Below are 16,213 nucleotides of genomic sequence, written 5' to 3'. Positions count from 1 at the left end.
CCTGCCGAGCCAGAACAACGACTCGGCGATGCGGCTGAGCATGGGTCAGCTCCCTTCGCTACGAGACGCGGCCGAGTGCTGCTGCCGGATCACCGCTTGCTGTTGCTGCTGCTGGGACTGCTCGACGGCGGGCCCGGCCTGCCGGTCGGCCACGGCCTCGCGCACGGCGGTGGCCGGGGAGTCGAACAGCGGCGGCCTGATGCCGTCGCGCGGCCCGAGCCGGCGATCGTTAGCCAACACCCACGTGTCCTTCGAGCCGCCGCCCTGGCTGGAGTTGACCACCAATGCGCCCTCGGGCAGGGCGACCCGGGTCAGGCCACCGGGCAGCACCCACACGTCGTCGCCGTCGTTGACCGCGAACGGGCGCAGGTCGATGTGGCGCGGGGCGAAGCGGTCCGAAACGAACGTAGGCGAGGTGGACAGGGCCACCGGCCGCTGCGCGATCCAGCCGCGCGGGTTCGCGGACACCGTCGCGCGCAGCCGGCTGAGGGTGCGCTCGTCGGCCTGCGGCCCGATCACGATGCCCTTGCCGCCCGCGCCGTCCACCGGCTTGAGTACGAGCTCTGAGAGCGAGTCCAGCACCCAGGCGATCCGCTCCGGATCGTCGAGGCGGTGAGTCTCCACGTTGTCCAGGACCGGTTCCTCGGACAGGTAGTAGCGGATCAGGTCGGGGACGTAGGTGTAGATCAGCTTGTCGTCGGCCGCCCCGCAGCCGACCGCGTTCGCGATGGTGACCCGCCCGGCGCGTGCGGCGTTGAGGATGCCGGGGCAGCCGATCACCGATTCGGGCCGGAAGTGCAGCGGATCGAGGAACTCGTCGTCGATCCGGCGGTAGACGACGTGCACCGGCTGCTCCCCGGCCGTGGTGCGCATGCGCACCCGGTTGCCCGAGCAGATCAGGTCCCTGCCCTCGACCAGCTCGACGCCCATCTGCCGGGCCAGCAGCGAGTGCTCGAAGTACGCCGAGTTCGCCACGCCCGGAGTGAGCACCACGACCACCGGGTCGGTCACCCCGACCGGAGCGGCCGCTCGCAGCGCGGCCAGCAGCCGGGAGGGGTAGTCGTCCACCGGCCGGACGCGATGCTCGGCGAACAGGCCCGGGAAGGTCCGGCCCATGATGCGCCGGTTCTCCATGACGTAGCTGACCCCGGAGGGCACCCGCGCGTTGTCCTCAAGCACCCGGAAGCGGCCGTCCTCATCCCGGATCAGGTCGATCCCGGCGACGTGCACCCGGACGCCGTTCGCGGGTTCGATGCCGTGCGCCGGCCGGTGGAATCCCCCGCCGCTGAGGACGACGGACCGCGGCACCACGCCGTCCGCGAACACGGCGCCCTGGCCGTAGGTGTCGGCGAGGAACGCCTCCAGCGCCCGCACCCGCTGGCGCACGCCGCGGTCGATCACGTCCCACTCCGCGGCCGCGATCACCCGCGGGACGAGGTCGAGCGGGAAGGGCCGCTCCTCACCGCCGAACGCGAAGGTCACGCCGCGGTCGGTGAACGCGCGCGCCACCTGATCGGCCCGGAAGCGCAGTTCGTCGGGGTCCAGGTGTTCCAGCGCCGCGAACACCGGTTCATAGGCTCGCCGCGGGACTCCAGGCCCCGCGAACATCTCGTCCCAGGCCGCGGAAAGCGTATACGCATCGAAAACGTCCGCCATGACCAGAACGTAGGGCACCTGTGTTTCCGAACGGTGACATGCCGCGGCGATCTTTCTCGACGCGGCATGCGCCCGCCGGAACGCGGCCGGCTCGATACGCTGGCGTTCTCCTGTCGGATTTCCACGAAACGGGACTTACCGTGGCGATCGTCTCAAACCAGAAGATCACGACGTTCCTGATGTTCGAAGGCAGCGCCGAGGAGGCGATGAACTTCTACGTCTCGCTGTTCGACGACGGCGAGGTCACCGCGGTCACGCGATACGGCGCTGGAGAAGCCGGGGCGGAGGGCAGCGTGCAGCACGCCACCTTCACCCTGGCCGGCCAGCAGCTGATGTGCATCGACAGCCCCGCGCACCACGAGTTCGGCTTCACCCCGGCGATGTCCCTGTTCGTGCAGTGCGACTCCGCCGAGGAGCTCGACCGCCTGTACGGCGCGCTGGCGAAGGACGGCCAGGATCTGATGCCGCTCGGCGATTACGGTTTCAGCAAGCGGTTCGGCTGGGTCAACGACCGCTTCGGGGTCTCCTGGCAGCTGAACCTGCCGAACTGAGCCTGCCGAGCTGAGCCTGCGGCCGGCTTGCTCGCGCCGGCTTGGCTGAGGGCGACCGCCTGATGCGGCAGGCGGCCGCCCTACGGGTTGACCCCCGATCGGCGGTTGGTGCTGTGCGACACCACCAACCCGTCGCCATCATCGGCACCGTAGCCTGCGGCCGTGACGTCTGCGTGGCGTCCGCGTGGCGCGGCTGGCGGTCGCCCGCGGGTCAGCCGATCAGCTGCTGGTGCTGTAGTAGTACCAGCCGGTCGCGACCGTCGGCACGGTGCCGGTTCCCTGGCCCAGCACCGTGATGGTGCAGTTCGAGTGCCGGTACTCCTTCTTCCAGGTCACGTTGTATCCCCACGCCCCGTACTTGAGGTTCCCGTACGCGTTGGAGGGGATGGCGTGGGTGTAGGTGTGCCCGAGCGTGGTCGCCACGGAGTTGGTCGCCGAGCCGCTGATCGAGGCCTTCACCGAGGAGATCAGGTCGCTCATGGTGATATCGGCGCCGTACGAGATCGTCGAGCTGATCGTGCGCGTCTGCTGGACCTGACCGGTGATCGTGCCGCCGGGGCCGTCGTGCCACCAGGTCACGCCGTCCCAGAGGAACACGTACTTGCCGGAGACGGCGACCACGACGTCCGAGGCGCAAGAGGCCGAGGCCGGCGCCGCGCCGACCGCGCAGAGCGCGGTCGCGGAGACGAGTGCGGACGCTGCGATGGCGCCGAGGCGTTTGGCTCGTGACATTGCTTCTCCCCTGCTTCGACCGCCGTCTTGTCGGCGGTGGGTTCATCTGCGCCATCACCTTCGTCCTCTGCTGTGGCATTCGAGTGGCGATTGCGTGGCACCGCCGTGGCGCGGCACCGGAGCGGTGCGCGGCGGCGGTCCCCCTGAGCGAGCCGAAGATTGTTCTGAACCCTCATTCCTCGCACGGCCGTTTCCTTTGCGCGTTCGGACGCTGAAGACCCGCTGCCACTTCGGAGGGACGTGTCATCGCAGAATGCATAAAAACGCTGGATATCGGGTAACCCTCGCGGCCGCCACCGCGGCCGCGATCACCGGGAGTCTCGCCGCCGGGGCCGGACCGGCCGCCGCGGCAGTCTCCCCCGGGGCAATCTCCACTACGGCAAGCTCCGCGGGGGCGCGAAGCTCCTTCATCGTGGTGCTGCGCAATCAGCACCCTGACCTCTCCGCGAAGGCCGCGAGCCGGCGGCGAGTCACCGGTCAGGACCAGGCCCCGCTGGTGAGCCGGGCCCGGGCCGGCGGCGCCACCGCGGTCAAGACCTTCTCCGTCGTCAACGGCTTCGCGGCCACCATGACCGCCGCGCAGGCCCGCGACCTGGCGGCCGATCCCTCGGTCGCCGAGGTGGTGCCGGACCGGATGGTCCCGCTCAGTCCGCTGACCCCGCAGGAGACCGGCACGATCCGGCGGCAGTCGGGCGTCACCGCGCCGCCGGACCACCAGATCCCCGGCAGCTGCCCGGCGAACCCGGCCAAGCCGCTGCTCGAACCGGAGGCGTTGCAGACTACGCACACCGCGTTCCTCGACCGCTCCGTCCCGCAGGCGCAGAACCTTGTCGACGGCGCCGGGGTCAAGGTGGCCTGGATCGCGGACGGCATCGACATCAAGAACCCTGACTTCATCCGCGCCGACGGCACCCCAGTCTTCACCGACTACCAGGACTTCTCCGGCACCGACCCGGCGCTGGGCACCGGCGGCGGCGAGGCCTTCGGCGACGCCAGCTCGATCGCGGCGCAGGGCCGGCAGGTGTACGACCTGTCGAAGTTCGTCGACTCGGCGCACCCGCTGCCGGCCGGCTGCACGATCACCGTGCGCGGCGTGGCCCCCGGCGCCTCGATGGTCGGCCTCAACGTGTTCGGCGCCTCGAACTTCGCCATCAACTCCTCGATCATCCAGGCCGTCGACTACGCGGTCACCGTGGACAAGGTCGACGTGATCAACGAGTCCTTCGGCAGCAACGCCTTCCCCACCGCCGGGACCGATCCGACCGCGCTGGCCGACGACGCGGCGGTCGCCGCGGGCGTGACCGTGGTCAGCTCCACCGGCGACGCCGGGCCGACCAACACCGTCGGCTCCCCCGCGGTGGATCCGAACGTCATCTCGGTCGGCGCCACCACGACCTTCCGGGTCCAGGCGCAGACCGGTTACGCCGGCACCCGCAACTTCGCGGCCTCGGTCGTGAGCGACAACCCCTCGCCGCTCTCCTCCGGCGGCGTCACCGACCTCGGCCGCGTCGCCGACCTGGTCGCCCCCGGCCAGGACGGCTGGGCGCTGTGCACGCCGGATCCGGCGCGTTTCACCGAATGCACCGCGTTCAACGGCACCCCCTCGCCGATCGAGGACTTCGGCGGCACCAGTGAGTCCTCCCCGCTGGTCGCGGGCGCGGCGGCGCTGGTCATCGAAGCGTACGAACACACCCACCACGGGGTGCGGCCCGCTCCCGCCCTGGTCAAGCGGATCCTCACCGGCACCGCCACCGACCTCGGACTGCCATCGACACAGCAGGGCGCCGGCGAGTTGAACACCTACCGCGCCGTGCTCGAAGCGATGTCGATCCACGACGCGACCGCGGCCCCGGCCCGACAGGGCGACGGCCTGGCCATCACCACGCCGAGCGGCGACACCCAGCTGGCCATCGCGGCCCCCGCGAACCGGACCGTCGATCTGCCGGTCGTGGTCACCAACACCGGCTCGGTCACGCAGACCGTCCGGCCGCACGGCCGCATCCTCGGCCGCACGCTCTCGGACCTGAAGGCCAGCATCCCGCTCGACATCGCCTCGGCGGCGACCCCGAGCTTCCTCGACGGCATCGCCGGGCCGACCGGGGTGCCGGTGACGCGCCGGTTCGCCGAGACCGCCTTCACGGTACCGGCCGGGGCGGACCACCTGGAGGCGCAGCTCAGCTGGCCCGGCGGCGCGGCGAACGGCCAGTCGCTGGTGCGGCTCGCGCTGATCGGCCCGCACGGCGAGTACGAGAACCACTCGATCCCGCAGGGCGCCGGCAACCACGGCCGGGCGGACGTGCGCTTCCCCGTGCCCGGCCGCTGGACCGCGGTGTTCTTCGCCTCCGCCAGCTCGGCCGGATTCAACGGGAATGTCAACTACGCGTTCAGCACGACCAGGTACGTCGACTTCGCGCAGGTCAGTCCGGCCGGCGCGACCCTGCGGCCGGGCCAGAGCGCGACGTTCCACGTGCGTACCCGCATGCCGGACGACGCGGGCGACCTGTCCGCGGCGGTGGAGTTCGACAGCTCGCGGCACTTCGCAACCGCCGTGCCGCTGACTTTGCGCACGCTGCTGTCGACGAGCACTGACGGCGGCGCGTTCACCGGGACGCTGACCGGCGGCAACGGCCGCGGCAACCCGGGCGCGCAGACGCAGGCCTACTTCTTCGACGTGCCGCAGGGCAAGCGCAGCCTCGGCATCGACCTGAGGCTCGCCGGCCCGCCGAACCACATCGTCAACGCGGCGCTTCAGGGCCCTGACGGTCAGGTGCTCTCGCTCGCCACCAACCAGACCGTCGACGCCGGCGGGAACGTGGTGCCGATCAGCACCCTGCAAGGCTTCGTGCGCTCCCCGGCGGCCGGGCGGTGGACCCTGTTCATCGACATCGACAACCCGGTAGCCGGCACGACGCTGACCGAGCGCTTCAGCGGACATCTGCGCTTCAACCTGGTCGACGTGGACGCCTCCGGCCTGCCGCACGGCAGCGTCCCGGCGGGCAAGCCGATCACGCTCAAGCTGCGGGTGACCAACACCGGCGCCGCGCCCGAGGCGTTCTTCGCCGACCCGCGCCGCACGACGCAGGCCACGTATCCGCTGCTGGTCCTTCCGCCCTCGACGGCGACGATCTCGATCCCGTTCCCGGCCACCGCGTTCGGCACGACCTGGCTGGTACCGACCGAGACCAGCGACCTGAAGTTCACGCAGAGCTCGACCATCCCGGCGGACTTCGACGTGTCGACCCTCAACAACGGCATCCCGGAACTGCTCGGCGTACCGACGAGCAACAGCGCCCTGGCCGCCTCCGCCGAGCTTTCGGCGGCGCGGGTGACTCAGGGTCCGTGGGCCGCTGAACCGACCCCGTTCGGGCCGACCAACGGGCCGGTCAAGGGCAGCGCCACGCTCAGCGCGACGGTGACGACGCAGCAGTTCGACCCCAGCGCGACGGCGGACTCCGGCGACCTGTGGCTCGAGGGCGTAAGCTCGTCGGCTCCGGGCCTCTCGCCGCTGAGCCTCGCCCCGGGACAGAGCGGCACGATCACGGTCACGGTCACGCCGACCGGAAGTCGGGGAACGACCGTGCACGCGGTCGTCTACGTGGACACGTTCTCGTCATTCCTGCTGAGCGGTGACGAGATCGCGGCCATCCCCTACACCTACACGATCAGGTAAGTGGCACGATCAAGTAAGAGGCACGCTTAAGTAAGCAAACAACGGCGGCTCAAGCGTCCGAGCGTGACCGCCGCCGATACGGAAGCGCCGCACCGGGCCAGCCAGGGTAACCGGGACTTGGCCGGTGCGGCTGCTACTTATCGCCGCCCAGCGATCGCACCTTTCCATAGCAGCCGATTCATGCACCGCGTGACGCGCCTTAAGCTCTCCGCTGCGGAGTATTCGACGCACGGGGGATTTTTGCGGATGGGGGACCATGCGGAGCGATTGGTCTGAGGCGTCGTCGTGGCGCGGCGCCTCGGCGAATGTGCAGCGGCCGCCGACGCTCGTCGGGCGGGGCGAGCAACTGCGCGTGGCAGCGGCGGCGCTGCAGCGAGACGGCGTCGTGATCGGGGGGCCGCACGGCGCCGGCCGAAGCCGGATGGCGCGTGAACTGGCCGCGATGGCGAGGGCATCCGGCCGGTGCGTGGACTGGGTGGTGACGTCGCGCAGCGCTGCCGGGATACCGCTGGCCGCGTTGTCGGGCTTACTCGCCGACGACCGGGAGGGGCCGCCGCGAACCGTCGCGGAAGCGGTCGCGGCGCTGGTGGCGCGCGCGGACAAGACGCGGGAGTGGGTGCTGGCCTGCGACGACGCGCACCTGCTGGACGAAGAGTCCGCAGTCGTGATGAGGCACGTGGCCGCACGCGGGAAAGTCAGCCTTCTGCTGACGGTTTGCGACGAGGAGCAGTGCCCTGAGCCGGTCACGGCACTATGGCGGGACGAACTGCTCGCCCGGCTCGACCTTTCACAGCTGAGTAAGGACCTTGTCGCCACGCTGCTGCGCGACGTCCTGGGCGCTCCGCTGGACGGCATCAGCCTGGAGCGCATCTACCGGCTGTGCGAGGGAAACCTCGTCTACCTCCGCGAACTGATCGCCGCGGTCGAGCACGACGGCGGCATGGAACGCATCGGCGCGGCCTGGCGCTGGAACGGGCCGGTCGCACCGAACGCCCGGCTGGACGAGCTCGTCTGGAGCCGGCTCGCGGCGCTCGCGCCCTGCGAACGCACCGTGCTGGAACTGCTGGCCTGGGGCGAGGGCCTTGGTGCGCAACTGCTGCGCGAACTCGCGCCCGACGCGGATCTGCTCGCGATGGAGAGCAAAGGACTGATACGGGTTCGCGGCGACGGGCAGCGCCGCCCGGTCGGACCGGCGCGACTGCTGGATACAGAGGTCTTGCGCAACCGCACGCCGCAGCTGCGGGCCGACCAGATCTGCCGGACGCTGGCCGAGGCGGTGGAGGCGAAGGGCGCACGGCGGGCCGACGACCGGCTGGCCATCGCGCTGTGGCATCTGACCGCGGGCGGCGGCGCGAACATTCCGGTCGCGATCTACCTCTCCGCCGCCCGCAACGCGCACGCGACCATCGACTCCGGCCTCGCCGAGCGGTTGGCGCGGGCCGCGGTTCGCGCCGCGCCCACCTCGCTGGCGGCGGGACTGCTCCTCGCCGAGACGCTGGCATGGCAGGGGCGTCACGCCGAGGCCGCCGCAGCGATATCAGGACTCGACGACCTCGCCCGGACCGACGCCGACGTGACTCAACTCGCGCTGACGCGGGCCGTCACCGCCTGCTGGGGCCGCGATGAGCCGTGTGTCGCGGTCGAGGAGTTGGTGCGCGCGGAAGGCCGGGTCACCTCCGCCGAGCACCGCCAAGAGCTCCAGGCGATGCGCGCCGGCGTGCACTACGCGGCCGGACAGGCCCCGGCCGTCGTGCACGCGGCGGCAGAGATCATGCGGGCACCCTCCAGCCCGGCCAACCTGGTGCGGATGCACCGCGCCGCCGTTCCCGCCCTCGCCTTGACCGGCCGGATCGAGCAGGCGGTGACGGAGTGGAACCGGTGCCTCGCCGTGGCCGAGACGGTCAAGGCCGCGGTGCCCGAGGCGGTGATCGGGCTGCCGTTGGCCGGTGCGGCCGCGCTGCGGGCGGCGTCGCGGCTCGGCGAGGCGGAACAGCTCGCCGCCCGCGTCTACCGGGAGGCCAGCGGATCGGGCGTGCATTTCGCCGCCGGCGCGGGGGCGCAGATGCTCGGCATGATCGCGCTCGACGCGGGACGGGCGGCCGATGCGCGGCGCTGGCTCGGCGAGGCGGTCACGCTGCTGGGTACCTCGGATCTGGTGGGCTTTCTCAGCCTGTCCTGGTCCTCGCTGGCCCGGGCGCACGCGCTCTCGCCCGATCCGGACCGCGATCCGGCGCGGCCGATGGCGGTCGAGGCCGCGGCGGCGCAGGAGGCGGCCGAGAAGGCACTGAGCGCTTCGCGCCGCTCATGGGCGCCGCAGGTCGAGGTAGGCCGCGCGTGGGTGGCGCTGGCGCAGGGCCGGCACACGGAAGCCAGGGCGCTCGCGCTGGAGGCGGCAGAGGCCGCCGCCCGGGCCGGATTCCACACGGTCGCGCTCAACGCCGCGCACGACGCGCTGCGGTTCGGCGCCCGCCGCCCGGCTCACCTGCTACTTACTCAGCAGGCTGATCTGGTGGACGGCCCGCTCACCGCGGTCTATCTCGAGCACGCGCTGGCGCTGGACGAACAGGACGGCGGCAGGCTCGACGCGGTCAGCCGCTCGTTCGCGGCACTGGGTTGCCGCCTCTTGGCCGCGGAGGCCGCCACCGAGGCCGCCGCGGCGCATCGCAGCCAGGGACTGCCGGCCCGGTCGAGCGCTTCCGCGGCCGTGGCCGCCGGGCATCTGGGGGCGTGTCAGGGTGCGCTCAGTCCGGTCATCGCCGAGCACGGCGCCGCGACGGGTCTGACGGCTCGGGAGCGCGAGGTGGCGAAGCTGGCCGCGGAGGGCCTGTCGAATCGCGAGATCGCGCAGCACCTCGGAACATCGGTGCGCACGGTGGAATCTCACCTGGCGCACGTGTACAGCAAGCTTGGCGTCACCAGGCGGGAGCAACTAAATGGCCTGCTTTCATAGCGTTGCCCGGCAGGCACATCCGACGTCTGGGCGCCCACCTACGCAGTGTCCGTAGTACATCAGTGCGCTCTACGTAGTCGCATACGGATGCCTGGATGCCCACGTGCACTGACAATTACGGCCGCTGAGACCGTCCTCGCCTGGGTCGCGCGCGACGGTCGCCACCGTATGGCGCCTTCCCTTCCACGGCGCGGGAAAAACAAGGCGCGGAACACTGGGGATGGAAATGGAACGTGTCACGGTGTCGGTGTTCGCCACCGACCCGATCTCCCAAGCCGGGGTCGCGAGCGCCTTGCGGATGTGCCCGCAGCTCCACGTGCTCTCGCCGGCGGACCTGGCGGCACGCGGTCCGCAGGTCGTCGTCGCCGTACTCGACAGCGCTCGAGACGAGGCGATGGAGGCGCTGCGCCAGGCGCAGCGGGCGACCGCGGCGCGGGTCGTGCTCATCGTGGCCGACGTGACCGCCGCGGATCTCGCGCTGGCCACGGAGTGCGGCGTGATCGCGGTGCTGCGGCGCAGCGAGGCCGGCCCCGAGCGGTTGGTCCAGGTGATCGAGGCGGCCGCCCGCGGCGAGGGCTCGGTGCCGGCCGATCTGCTGGGCTCGCTGCTGGAGCAGGTCGGTCGGGTGCAGCGCAACGTGCTCAGCCCGCGCGGCTTCGCGTTCAGCGGGCTGGCAAATCGCGAGGTCGCCGTGCTCAAGCTGATCGCGGAGGGACACGACACGGCGGAGATCGCCAAAGCCCTGTCATACTCGGAGCGTACGATCAAGAACGTGTTGCAGAGCGCGATGATCCGGCTTCAGGTACGCAACCGCTCGCACGCCGTCGCGTGTGCGGTTCGCGAAGGGCTGATCTAACCGGCTAGGGCGCGGGTATCGACACGTCCGCGACGCGGCCTACATAGGTGAGACATCCTGCTGCGTCGCGGCGTGCGAGATCGCCGGTGCGATAAAAGCCGCCACGACACGAGGCGGCAGTCGCCTCGGCGTCGCCGAAGTATCCGGACATCAGCCCGGCCGGACGTTGCGCAAGCTCGACACAGATCTCGCCTTCCGCCGCGGGCTGGCCGGTGCGTGGATCAAACAGCACGATGGAGTATCCGGGCAGCGGCTTGCCGATCGCGCCCGGTTGAGCCGCAAGGCTCTGCGTCGTGCCGACCAGGGCACCGGTCTCGGCCTGCCCGTATCCGTCGCGCACCTCGATGCCCCAAGCAGCCCGCGCACGCTCGGCCAGGTCGAGCGTGCACGGGGCGCCCACGGAACGCGCCTCGCGCAACGACGTCGGCAGCTGGCCCTTCGCTCGAGTCAGCGCAGCCCAAGCCGCCGGCATGGCGCACAGGCTGCTGACGCGCTCCTCACCGAGCACATCGAGTAGCGAGCGGGCCGACACGTCATCCGTCCAACTCGCGGCGACAATGCTCGCCTCGGCGTTGAAGGGTTCGAAGAAGCTCGACCAGGCGTGCTCCGGCGAGCCTGGATGCGTGACTGCGACGTGAACATCTCCGGGCAGCAGTCCGCTCCAGTAAGTGCCAGGCAGCGTGCCGATCGGATGGGCATGGGTATGACAGACCATCCTGATTCGACCGGCGCCGCCCGACGCGACGTAAATCAGGAGCGGATCGTCCACGGCGGTGACCCCGTCCGGGCTGAACGAGCGGCGCTCCAGATAAGCATCCGCATATGCGCGCCAACCCGGAACCTTTCCGCCGACGCAGATCCTCGTGACGCGCGGCTGCGTGGCCGGAAGCGCGTCGGCGAGATGCGCCGCGGCGATGACGAAGGCCGGTCCGACCCGGCCGACCACCTCGCTCACGGCCGCCGCCGTCATCGTCGCGCGGGCCAGCACCAGGACCGCGCCGAGCTTCATCACCGCGAGCGTCGCCTCGCAGAACGCGAGCTGATCGTCCAGCAGCAGCAAGACCCGCTGGCCCCGCCGCAAGCCAAGGCGGCGCAACCAGTTCGCGACGCGGCTTGAGGACTCGGACAGCTCGGCGTAGGTGACAGAGCTCTGATGCTCCGGAGCGAGCACCCGCACGGCGACGCGCGTGTTGTCCACCGCGACCCGGTCGAACCAGTCCAGCGCCCAGTTGAAGTGCTCGGGCCGGGGCCAGCAGAACCGCGCCGCCGCGGCCTCATGGTCGTCCCGCAGCGCGCGCAGCAGATCCCGGGCCGCCAAGAATCCGCGCGTCGCGCTGAGGCCGTGGCTGCTCAAGGGGCGCTCCTCGTCGTCGGCGAGGCCGGCCCGGTTCCGGGGCCCGCAGTGCGCATCGCGCCGTCGCGGGCCGTTCCGGCTAAGGGAGACGGCGGTCTCGCTGCTCGTGCCCTGATGCTAGGCCGGTTGCCGGCGCGCGTCGTCGGCGTGATGGGGATCGTGCGCGGGCCGCCCTCCAGCGGCGCACGGCCAGGCAACGGCCGATGTCCGAACGGGCAATCGCTAAGGTCTGCGGCCCAAGGCGGTGTATCCGGAGTAGCGGCGCACGTCCCCGCCGAGCGGGTCGGGGCCGGTGTCCGGTTCCGGACGCCAGTGGATCATGTCTACGAGGCCCGGTTCGACGAGTTCGTAGCCGACGAGCAGGTCAAGGATCTGCCGGCGGCTGCGGTAATGGATCTGATGGCTGGCCCGGGTGTACACCGCCTCGGCGCGGCGCGCGAGTTCCGGATTGTAGTCGCTGGTGGCGTGCGTGACCGCGAGGTAGGAGCCGGGGGCCGTGGCGTCGCGGTACGCCGCCACGACCGCGGCCGGGTCCTCCTGCTCGCCGACGAAGTGCAGCACGGCGATCATCAGCACGGCCACCGGCTCGGTGAAGTCGAGCAGGCCGGTGACCACCGGATCGGTCAGGACCGAGGCCGGATCGCGCAGGTCGGCCCGCAGGATCGCCGCGTGGGGGACGTCGGCGAGGATCGAGCGGCTGTGCGCGACCGCGACGGCGTCGCTGTCCACGTAGACCACTCGCGCCCGCGGGTTCGCGACCTGCGCTATCTCGTGCACGTTGCCGGCCGTCGGGATCCCGGAGCCGAGATCAAGGAACTGCGTCACCCCGGCGGCCAGCAGGTGCCGGATCATGCGGTGCACCACGCGGCGCTGCGCGCGGGCGATCTGCGGCATGTCCGGCAGTACCTTGATGTACTCCTCGGCCAGCGCCCGGTCCGCGGCGAAGTTGTGTGAACCGCCGAGGAAGTAGTCGTACATGCGCGCGGCGGACGGGGTCTCGATGTCGACGTCGTCCGGCGCCCAGACGGGACGTTGGTCCACTGCATTCCCTTCGCCGACGGTCCGGCCTCTGCGCGCCGCATGCCGCCGGCGACGTTCCTCCCATCCTAGAGGGCCCGCTAACGCGCAGCGATGACGTTGTGTCAGCCGGTAACGCTCGCCGCCCCGGTCTCCAGGTGGCCGGTGAAGCGGCGCGACCACGCGGCGTCGGTGCTCACGGTGACCGTGAAGTCGTACCAGCCGCCGCAGTAGGCGACCTGGTTGAAGTAATCCGAGACGCTGCCGCCGGCCGGGACGGAGTAGGTCCACGGCCCGTCGCCGCGGTAGTGGTTCGCGGTGATGGTGAAGGTGGCCGCGGTAGCGCCGGAGTTGGCCATGGCGAACCAGACCGCGAGCTTGCCGGTGTCCGGCGCCGCCGCGTATGACGTGGTGACCTCGGCGTGCTGCCCGGCCGCGGTGGCGTCGCCCTGGAAGCGGCGCAGGAAGCGGTTCGGGCCGACGAGGGTCAGGTCGTACTTGCCGGCTCCGTAACCGGAACCGATGTTGAAGTAGTCGCTGACCGTCCCGCCGGGCGTGCACGTGTACTGCCATGGCCCGCCGCTGCGGAACGCGTTGGCGTAGACGGAGTACGCGGCGGCGCCGGTCGCCTGCGCGCCCTGGTTGGCCATCTCGATCCACAGCAGGATCTGGCCGTTCGAACCCTGCTGGATCGAGCTGACGTAGCCGTTCGGCTGGTACGGCAGCGCGCGGGCGGGTTTGGTGCCCGCTTCCTGCGCGGGCAGCGCGTTCGTGGACGGCGACGGGTTCACCATCAGGTCGCAGTAGTAGATGCTGATCGTCGAGTCGGTGGCCGGCAGCGTCGAGGGCAGGCCGTAGACCGGGTTCGCGAAGTCGAAGGCCCCGGTCAGGTCGCCGCAGACCTGGCGGCGCCAGGCGCTGAGGTTGGGGCAGCGCGCCGGTTTGCCGAGCGCGGCGGTCCAGGTCTCCAGGAACCGGATCACCGAGGTGTGGTCATAGGTCTGCGAATCGACCCAGCCGCCGCGGGTCCACGGCGAGACGATGATCATCGGCACCCGGTAGCCGAGGCCGATCGGGGTGCCGTTCTGGATGAACTCCCCGGCGGTCCCCGCGGGCGGCACCGGCGGCGGGACGTGGTCGAAGAACCCGTCGTTCTCGTCGTAGTTGATGAGCAGCACGGTAGAGTCGAACACTGACTCGTCCGCGGCCAGGGCCTGGATGACCTCGTGCACGAACTGCGCGCCGTCCTGCGGCGGGGCGTCCGGGTGCTCCGAGCACTGCTGGTTGGCGACCACCCAGGAGACCTGCGGCAGGGCCCCGTTCACGACGTCCTGCTTGATGGCCGCGGCGATGTCGGTCGGGGTGGATCCGGTGCCGCCGGCTACCGAACTCATACCATTGACATAGAGCGGAGAGCCGGTGGCGGCGTTGGTGAACTGCTTGAAGTAGGCCAGCCCGTTGTCGCCGAAGTTGTCGCTGGCGACCTGGTACACCTTCCAGCTCACGCCGGCGTTCTGGAGCGTTTCGGCGTAGGTCTGCCAGCTGAGGCCGGATTCCGAGCCGCCGTCGTAGGCCGGCCCGCCGGCGGTGCCGGCTGGATCGATCATGCCGCTCCACAGGTATGTGCGGTTCGGCCCGGTCGCGCTCAGGATCGAGCAGTGGTAGGCGTCGCACACGGTGTACGCGTCGGCGAGCGCGTAGTGGAAGGGGATGTCGGAGCGGGTGAGGTAGCCCATCGTGCGGTTCGAGCCCTTGGCGGCGATCCAGGAGTCCATCTTGCCGCCGTTCCACGCCTGGTGCTGGGTGTTCCAGCCGTGGTCGAGCGAGCCGTCGCACTGCGCCAGGGTCTCGGCGCTGGCCACGATGTTCCCGGAGCCGTTGCTCAGGTTCCACGGGTACTGCCGGCCGCTGCCGCTGGGCTGGTTGAACACTGAGTTGCCGCCGGAGAGCAGCACGGTGGCGCGGTCGCCGAATCCGCGCACGCCCTTGAGCGTGCCGAAGTAGTGGTCGAAGCTGCGGTTCTCCTGCATCAGGATCACGACGTGGCGCACGTCGGTGATGGACCCGGTGGCCGCGGCGCGGGCGCGGGCCGCGCGCAGCGGGAGGGCGCCGAGCGCGGTTCCCGTGCCGACGGCGGCGGCGCCGAGCAGGGCGCGGCGGGAGAGCGGTGACATCGCGGAAAACCTTCCAGTTCAAGGGGTCGGCCCGTGGGCGGGGCGCAGTGAGAAGATCTCGCAGCCATACCGACTTGTCCAGACAAGTACAGGTGGCAGGCCGGTAAAGTCCCGACCAACTGGAAGCCCCTCCGGGGCACCGGCGCAGGTCGCATCCGCGAGTCGGACGCCGCGCACGGCGCGGCCCAGCATGTCAGACTTCTACCAGAAGGTTCGCAAAAGTCTTCGAATCCTGTCGCAGTGCTTTGCATCAGCGCTCGGTAGCGGCGTTCTCACCAAGAGTCTCCGGAAGCCGGTCCGGGCACTCGAGGAGTTGACACGGCACAGTGGTCTAGTCCACCGTGGTTTTGGCGCACACGCGACTGAGCGAGAACCTTGACACAGTTCGCCGCGGGTGTCGCACGCCGGACTCTGGTGCGGCGTGATCAGTCGGTGCCGCGTCCGTCGAGGCCGTCTTCAACCCGGGGGAGACGCCTGCCAGCCAACCGCTACCGCATCCCCTGAGCGCAGTTCGGCAGTCAAACCGAACCGCCGGGCCGTGATGCGTCCACCCCTGGAGCACTCATGCCGGCGCCTGACGACTATCTCTTCCGCGCCGCCTCGGACGTCCCGTACTTCAGTGCCGACGCCGAGACGTACTTCGCCCCCACTCCCCTGCGCGACCTGCACAAGTCCCTGCCGCTTCGAGTCCTGAGCGAGGAGGACTTCGCGTTCTGGCAGACGTACGGATACATCGTGGTGCGCGAGGCCATCCCCTCCGCCGCCGCAGCCGCGCTGCTGGAATTCGCCTGGGAGTTCCAAGGCCTCGACCCGCACGATCCGCAGACCTGGTACGCCGAGCGCGAGTACCGCTCCGATCTGGACCAGGAACTGCACATCTACGGCTTCGTCGAGGCCTACCATCACCAGCTCATCTGGGACAGCCGCCAGAACCGCCGCGTGTACGACGCCTTCGTCGACGTGTGGGACTGCGAGCAGCTGTGGGTCACCCTCGACCGGCTCAACCTCAACCCGCCCAACGTCAAGACCCGCGATCGCGCCCTCATCGCGCCCACGGACACCGGTTTCGACATCGAACTGCACTGGGACGTGGACTCCACGCGCAGCGTGCCGCAGCAGCGGGTGCAGGGAATCATCGCCCTGACTGACACAGAGCCGCAGGTCGGCGGCTTCCAATGCGCGCCGGAACTGTTCAAGCACTTCGAACAGTGGAAGGCCACCGTACCCGCCGACCGGGACCCGGTCCGGCCCGG

Annotated in this window: 9 protein-coding genes and 1 pseudogene; 5 read left to right on the top strand and 5 right to left on the bottom strand. The window is 70.6% G+C overall.

The genetic code is table 11. The features are described from left to right. Positions 1-45: 45 nt before the first annotated feature. The gene (locus tag VFB40_RS25170) at positions 46-1,656 is read right to left on the bottom strand and encodes a circularly permuted type 2 ATP-grasp protein (protein WP_324854866.1); all 1,611 of its coding nucleotides are present in this window, start codon (positions 1,654-1,656) and stop codon (positions 46-48) included. Positions 1,657-1,796: 140 nt separating this feature from the next. On the opposite strand from VFB40_RS25170, the gene VFB40_RS25165 reads away from it, so the two are divergent. After that, a complete protein-coding gene (locus VFB40_RS25165) occupies positions 1,797-2,207 on the top strand; it encodes a VOC family protein (RefSeq protein WP_324854864.1) in 411 nt (136 codons plus the stop codon). A 219-nt stretch (positions 2,208-2,426) separates the two neighbouring features. Here the strand turns inward: VFB40_RS25165 and VFB40_RS25160 are convergent, their stop codons facing one another. Next, on the bottom strand, positions 2,427-2,939 hold the full coding sequence (locus VFB40_RS25160) for a hypothetical protein (RefSeq protein WP_324854862.1): 513 nt from the start codon (positions 2,937-2,939) through the stop codon (positions 2,427-2,429). Positions 2,940-3,192: 253 nt separating this feature from the next. Between VFB40_RS25160 and VFB40_RS25155 the strand changes: the two genes are divergently transcribed. The 3 genes and pseudogenes from VFB40_RS25155 to VFB40_RS25145 form a co-directional block, all read left to right on the top strand. Beyond that, entirely contained in the window at positions 3,193-6,609 is a 3,417-nt protein-coding gene (locus tag VFB40_RS25155) for a S8 family serine peptidase (protein ID WP_324854860.1), read from the top strand. A 256-nt stretch (positions 6,610-6,865) separates the two neighbouring features. Continuing rightward, positions 6,866-9,559, top strand: coding sequence for a helix-turn-helix transcriptional regulator (locus tag VFB40_RS25150; RefSeq protein WP_324854858.1), 2,694 nt, complete (start codon positions 6,866-6,868; stop codon positions 9,557-9,559). Positions 9,560-9,749: 190 nt separating this feature from the next. Then, positions 9,750-10,415, top strand: a pseudogene (locus VFB40_RS25145) (helix-turn-helix transcriptional regulator); the annotation flags it as partial. A 4-nt stretch (positions 10,416-10,419) separates the two neighbouring features. Here VFB40_RS25145 and VFB40_RS25140 read toward each other — a convergent pair. From VFB40_RS25140 to VFB40_RS25130, 3 genes are all read right to left on the bottom strand, one after another. Further along, the gene (locus VFB40_RS25140) at positions 10,420-11,769 is read right to left on the bottom strand and encodes an AMP-binding protein (RefSeq protein ID WP_324854854.1); all 1,350 of its coding nucleotides are present in this window, start codon (positions 11,767-11,769) and stop codon (positions 10,420-10,422) included. Positions 11,770-11,991: 222 nt separating this feature from the next. Then, positions 11,992-12,810: an SAM-dependent methyltransferase gene (locus tag VFB40_RS25135; protein ID WP_324854852.1), complete on the bottom strand. Its 819-nt coding sequence runs from the start codon at positions 12,808-12,810 to the stop codon at positions 11,992-11,994. A 101-nt stretch (positions 12,811-12,911) separates the two neighbouring features. After that, a complete protein-coding gene (locus tag VFB40_RS25130) occupies positions 12,912-14,960 on the bottom strand; it encodes a phosphocholine-specific phospholipase C (RefSeq protein WP_324854850.1) in 2,049 nt (682 codons plus the stop codon). Between the two features lie 564 nt (positions 14,961-15,524). On the opposite strand from VFB40_RS25130, the gene VFB40_RS25125 reads away from it, so the two are divergent. After that, a partial coding sequence (locus VFB40_RS25125; protein WP_324854849.1) for a hypothetical protein occupies positions 15,525-16,213 on the top strand: 689 nt, incomplete at its 3' end.

This window comes from Actinocrinis sp., assembly GCF_035650855.1.
Lineage (GTDB): Bacteria > Actinomycetota > Actinomycetes > Streptomycetales > Catenulisporaceae > Actinocrinis.
Note: the sequence above shows the minus strand (reverse complement) of the source record. Positions and strands in the feature narration are given on the sequence as shown.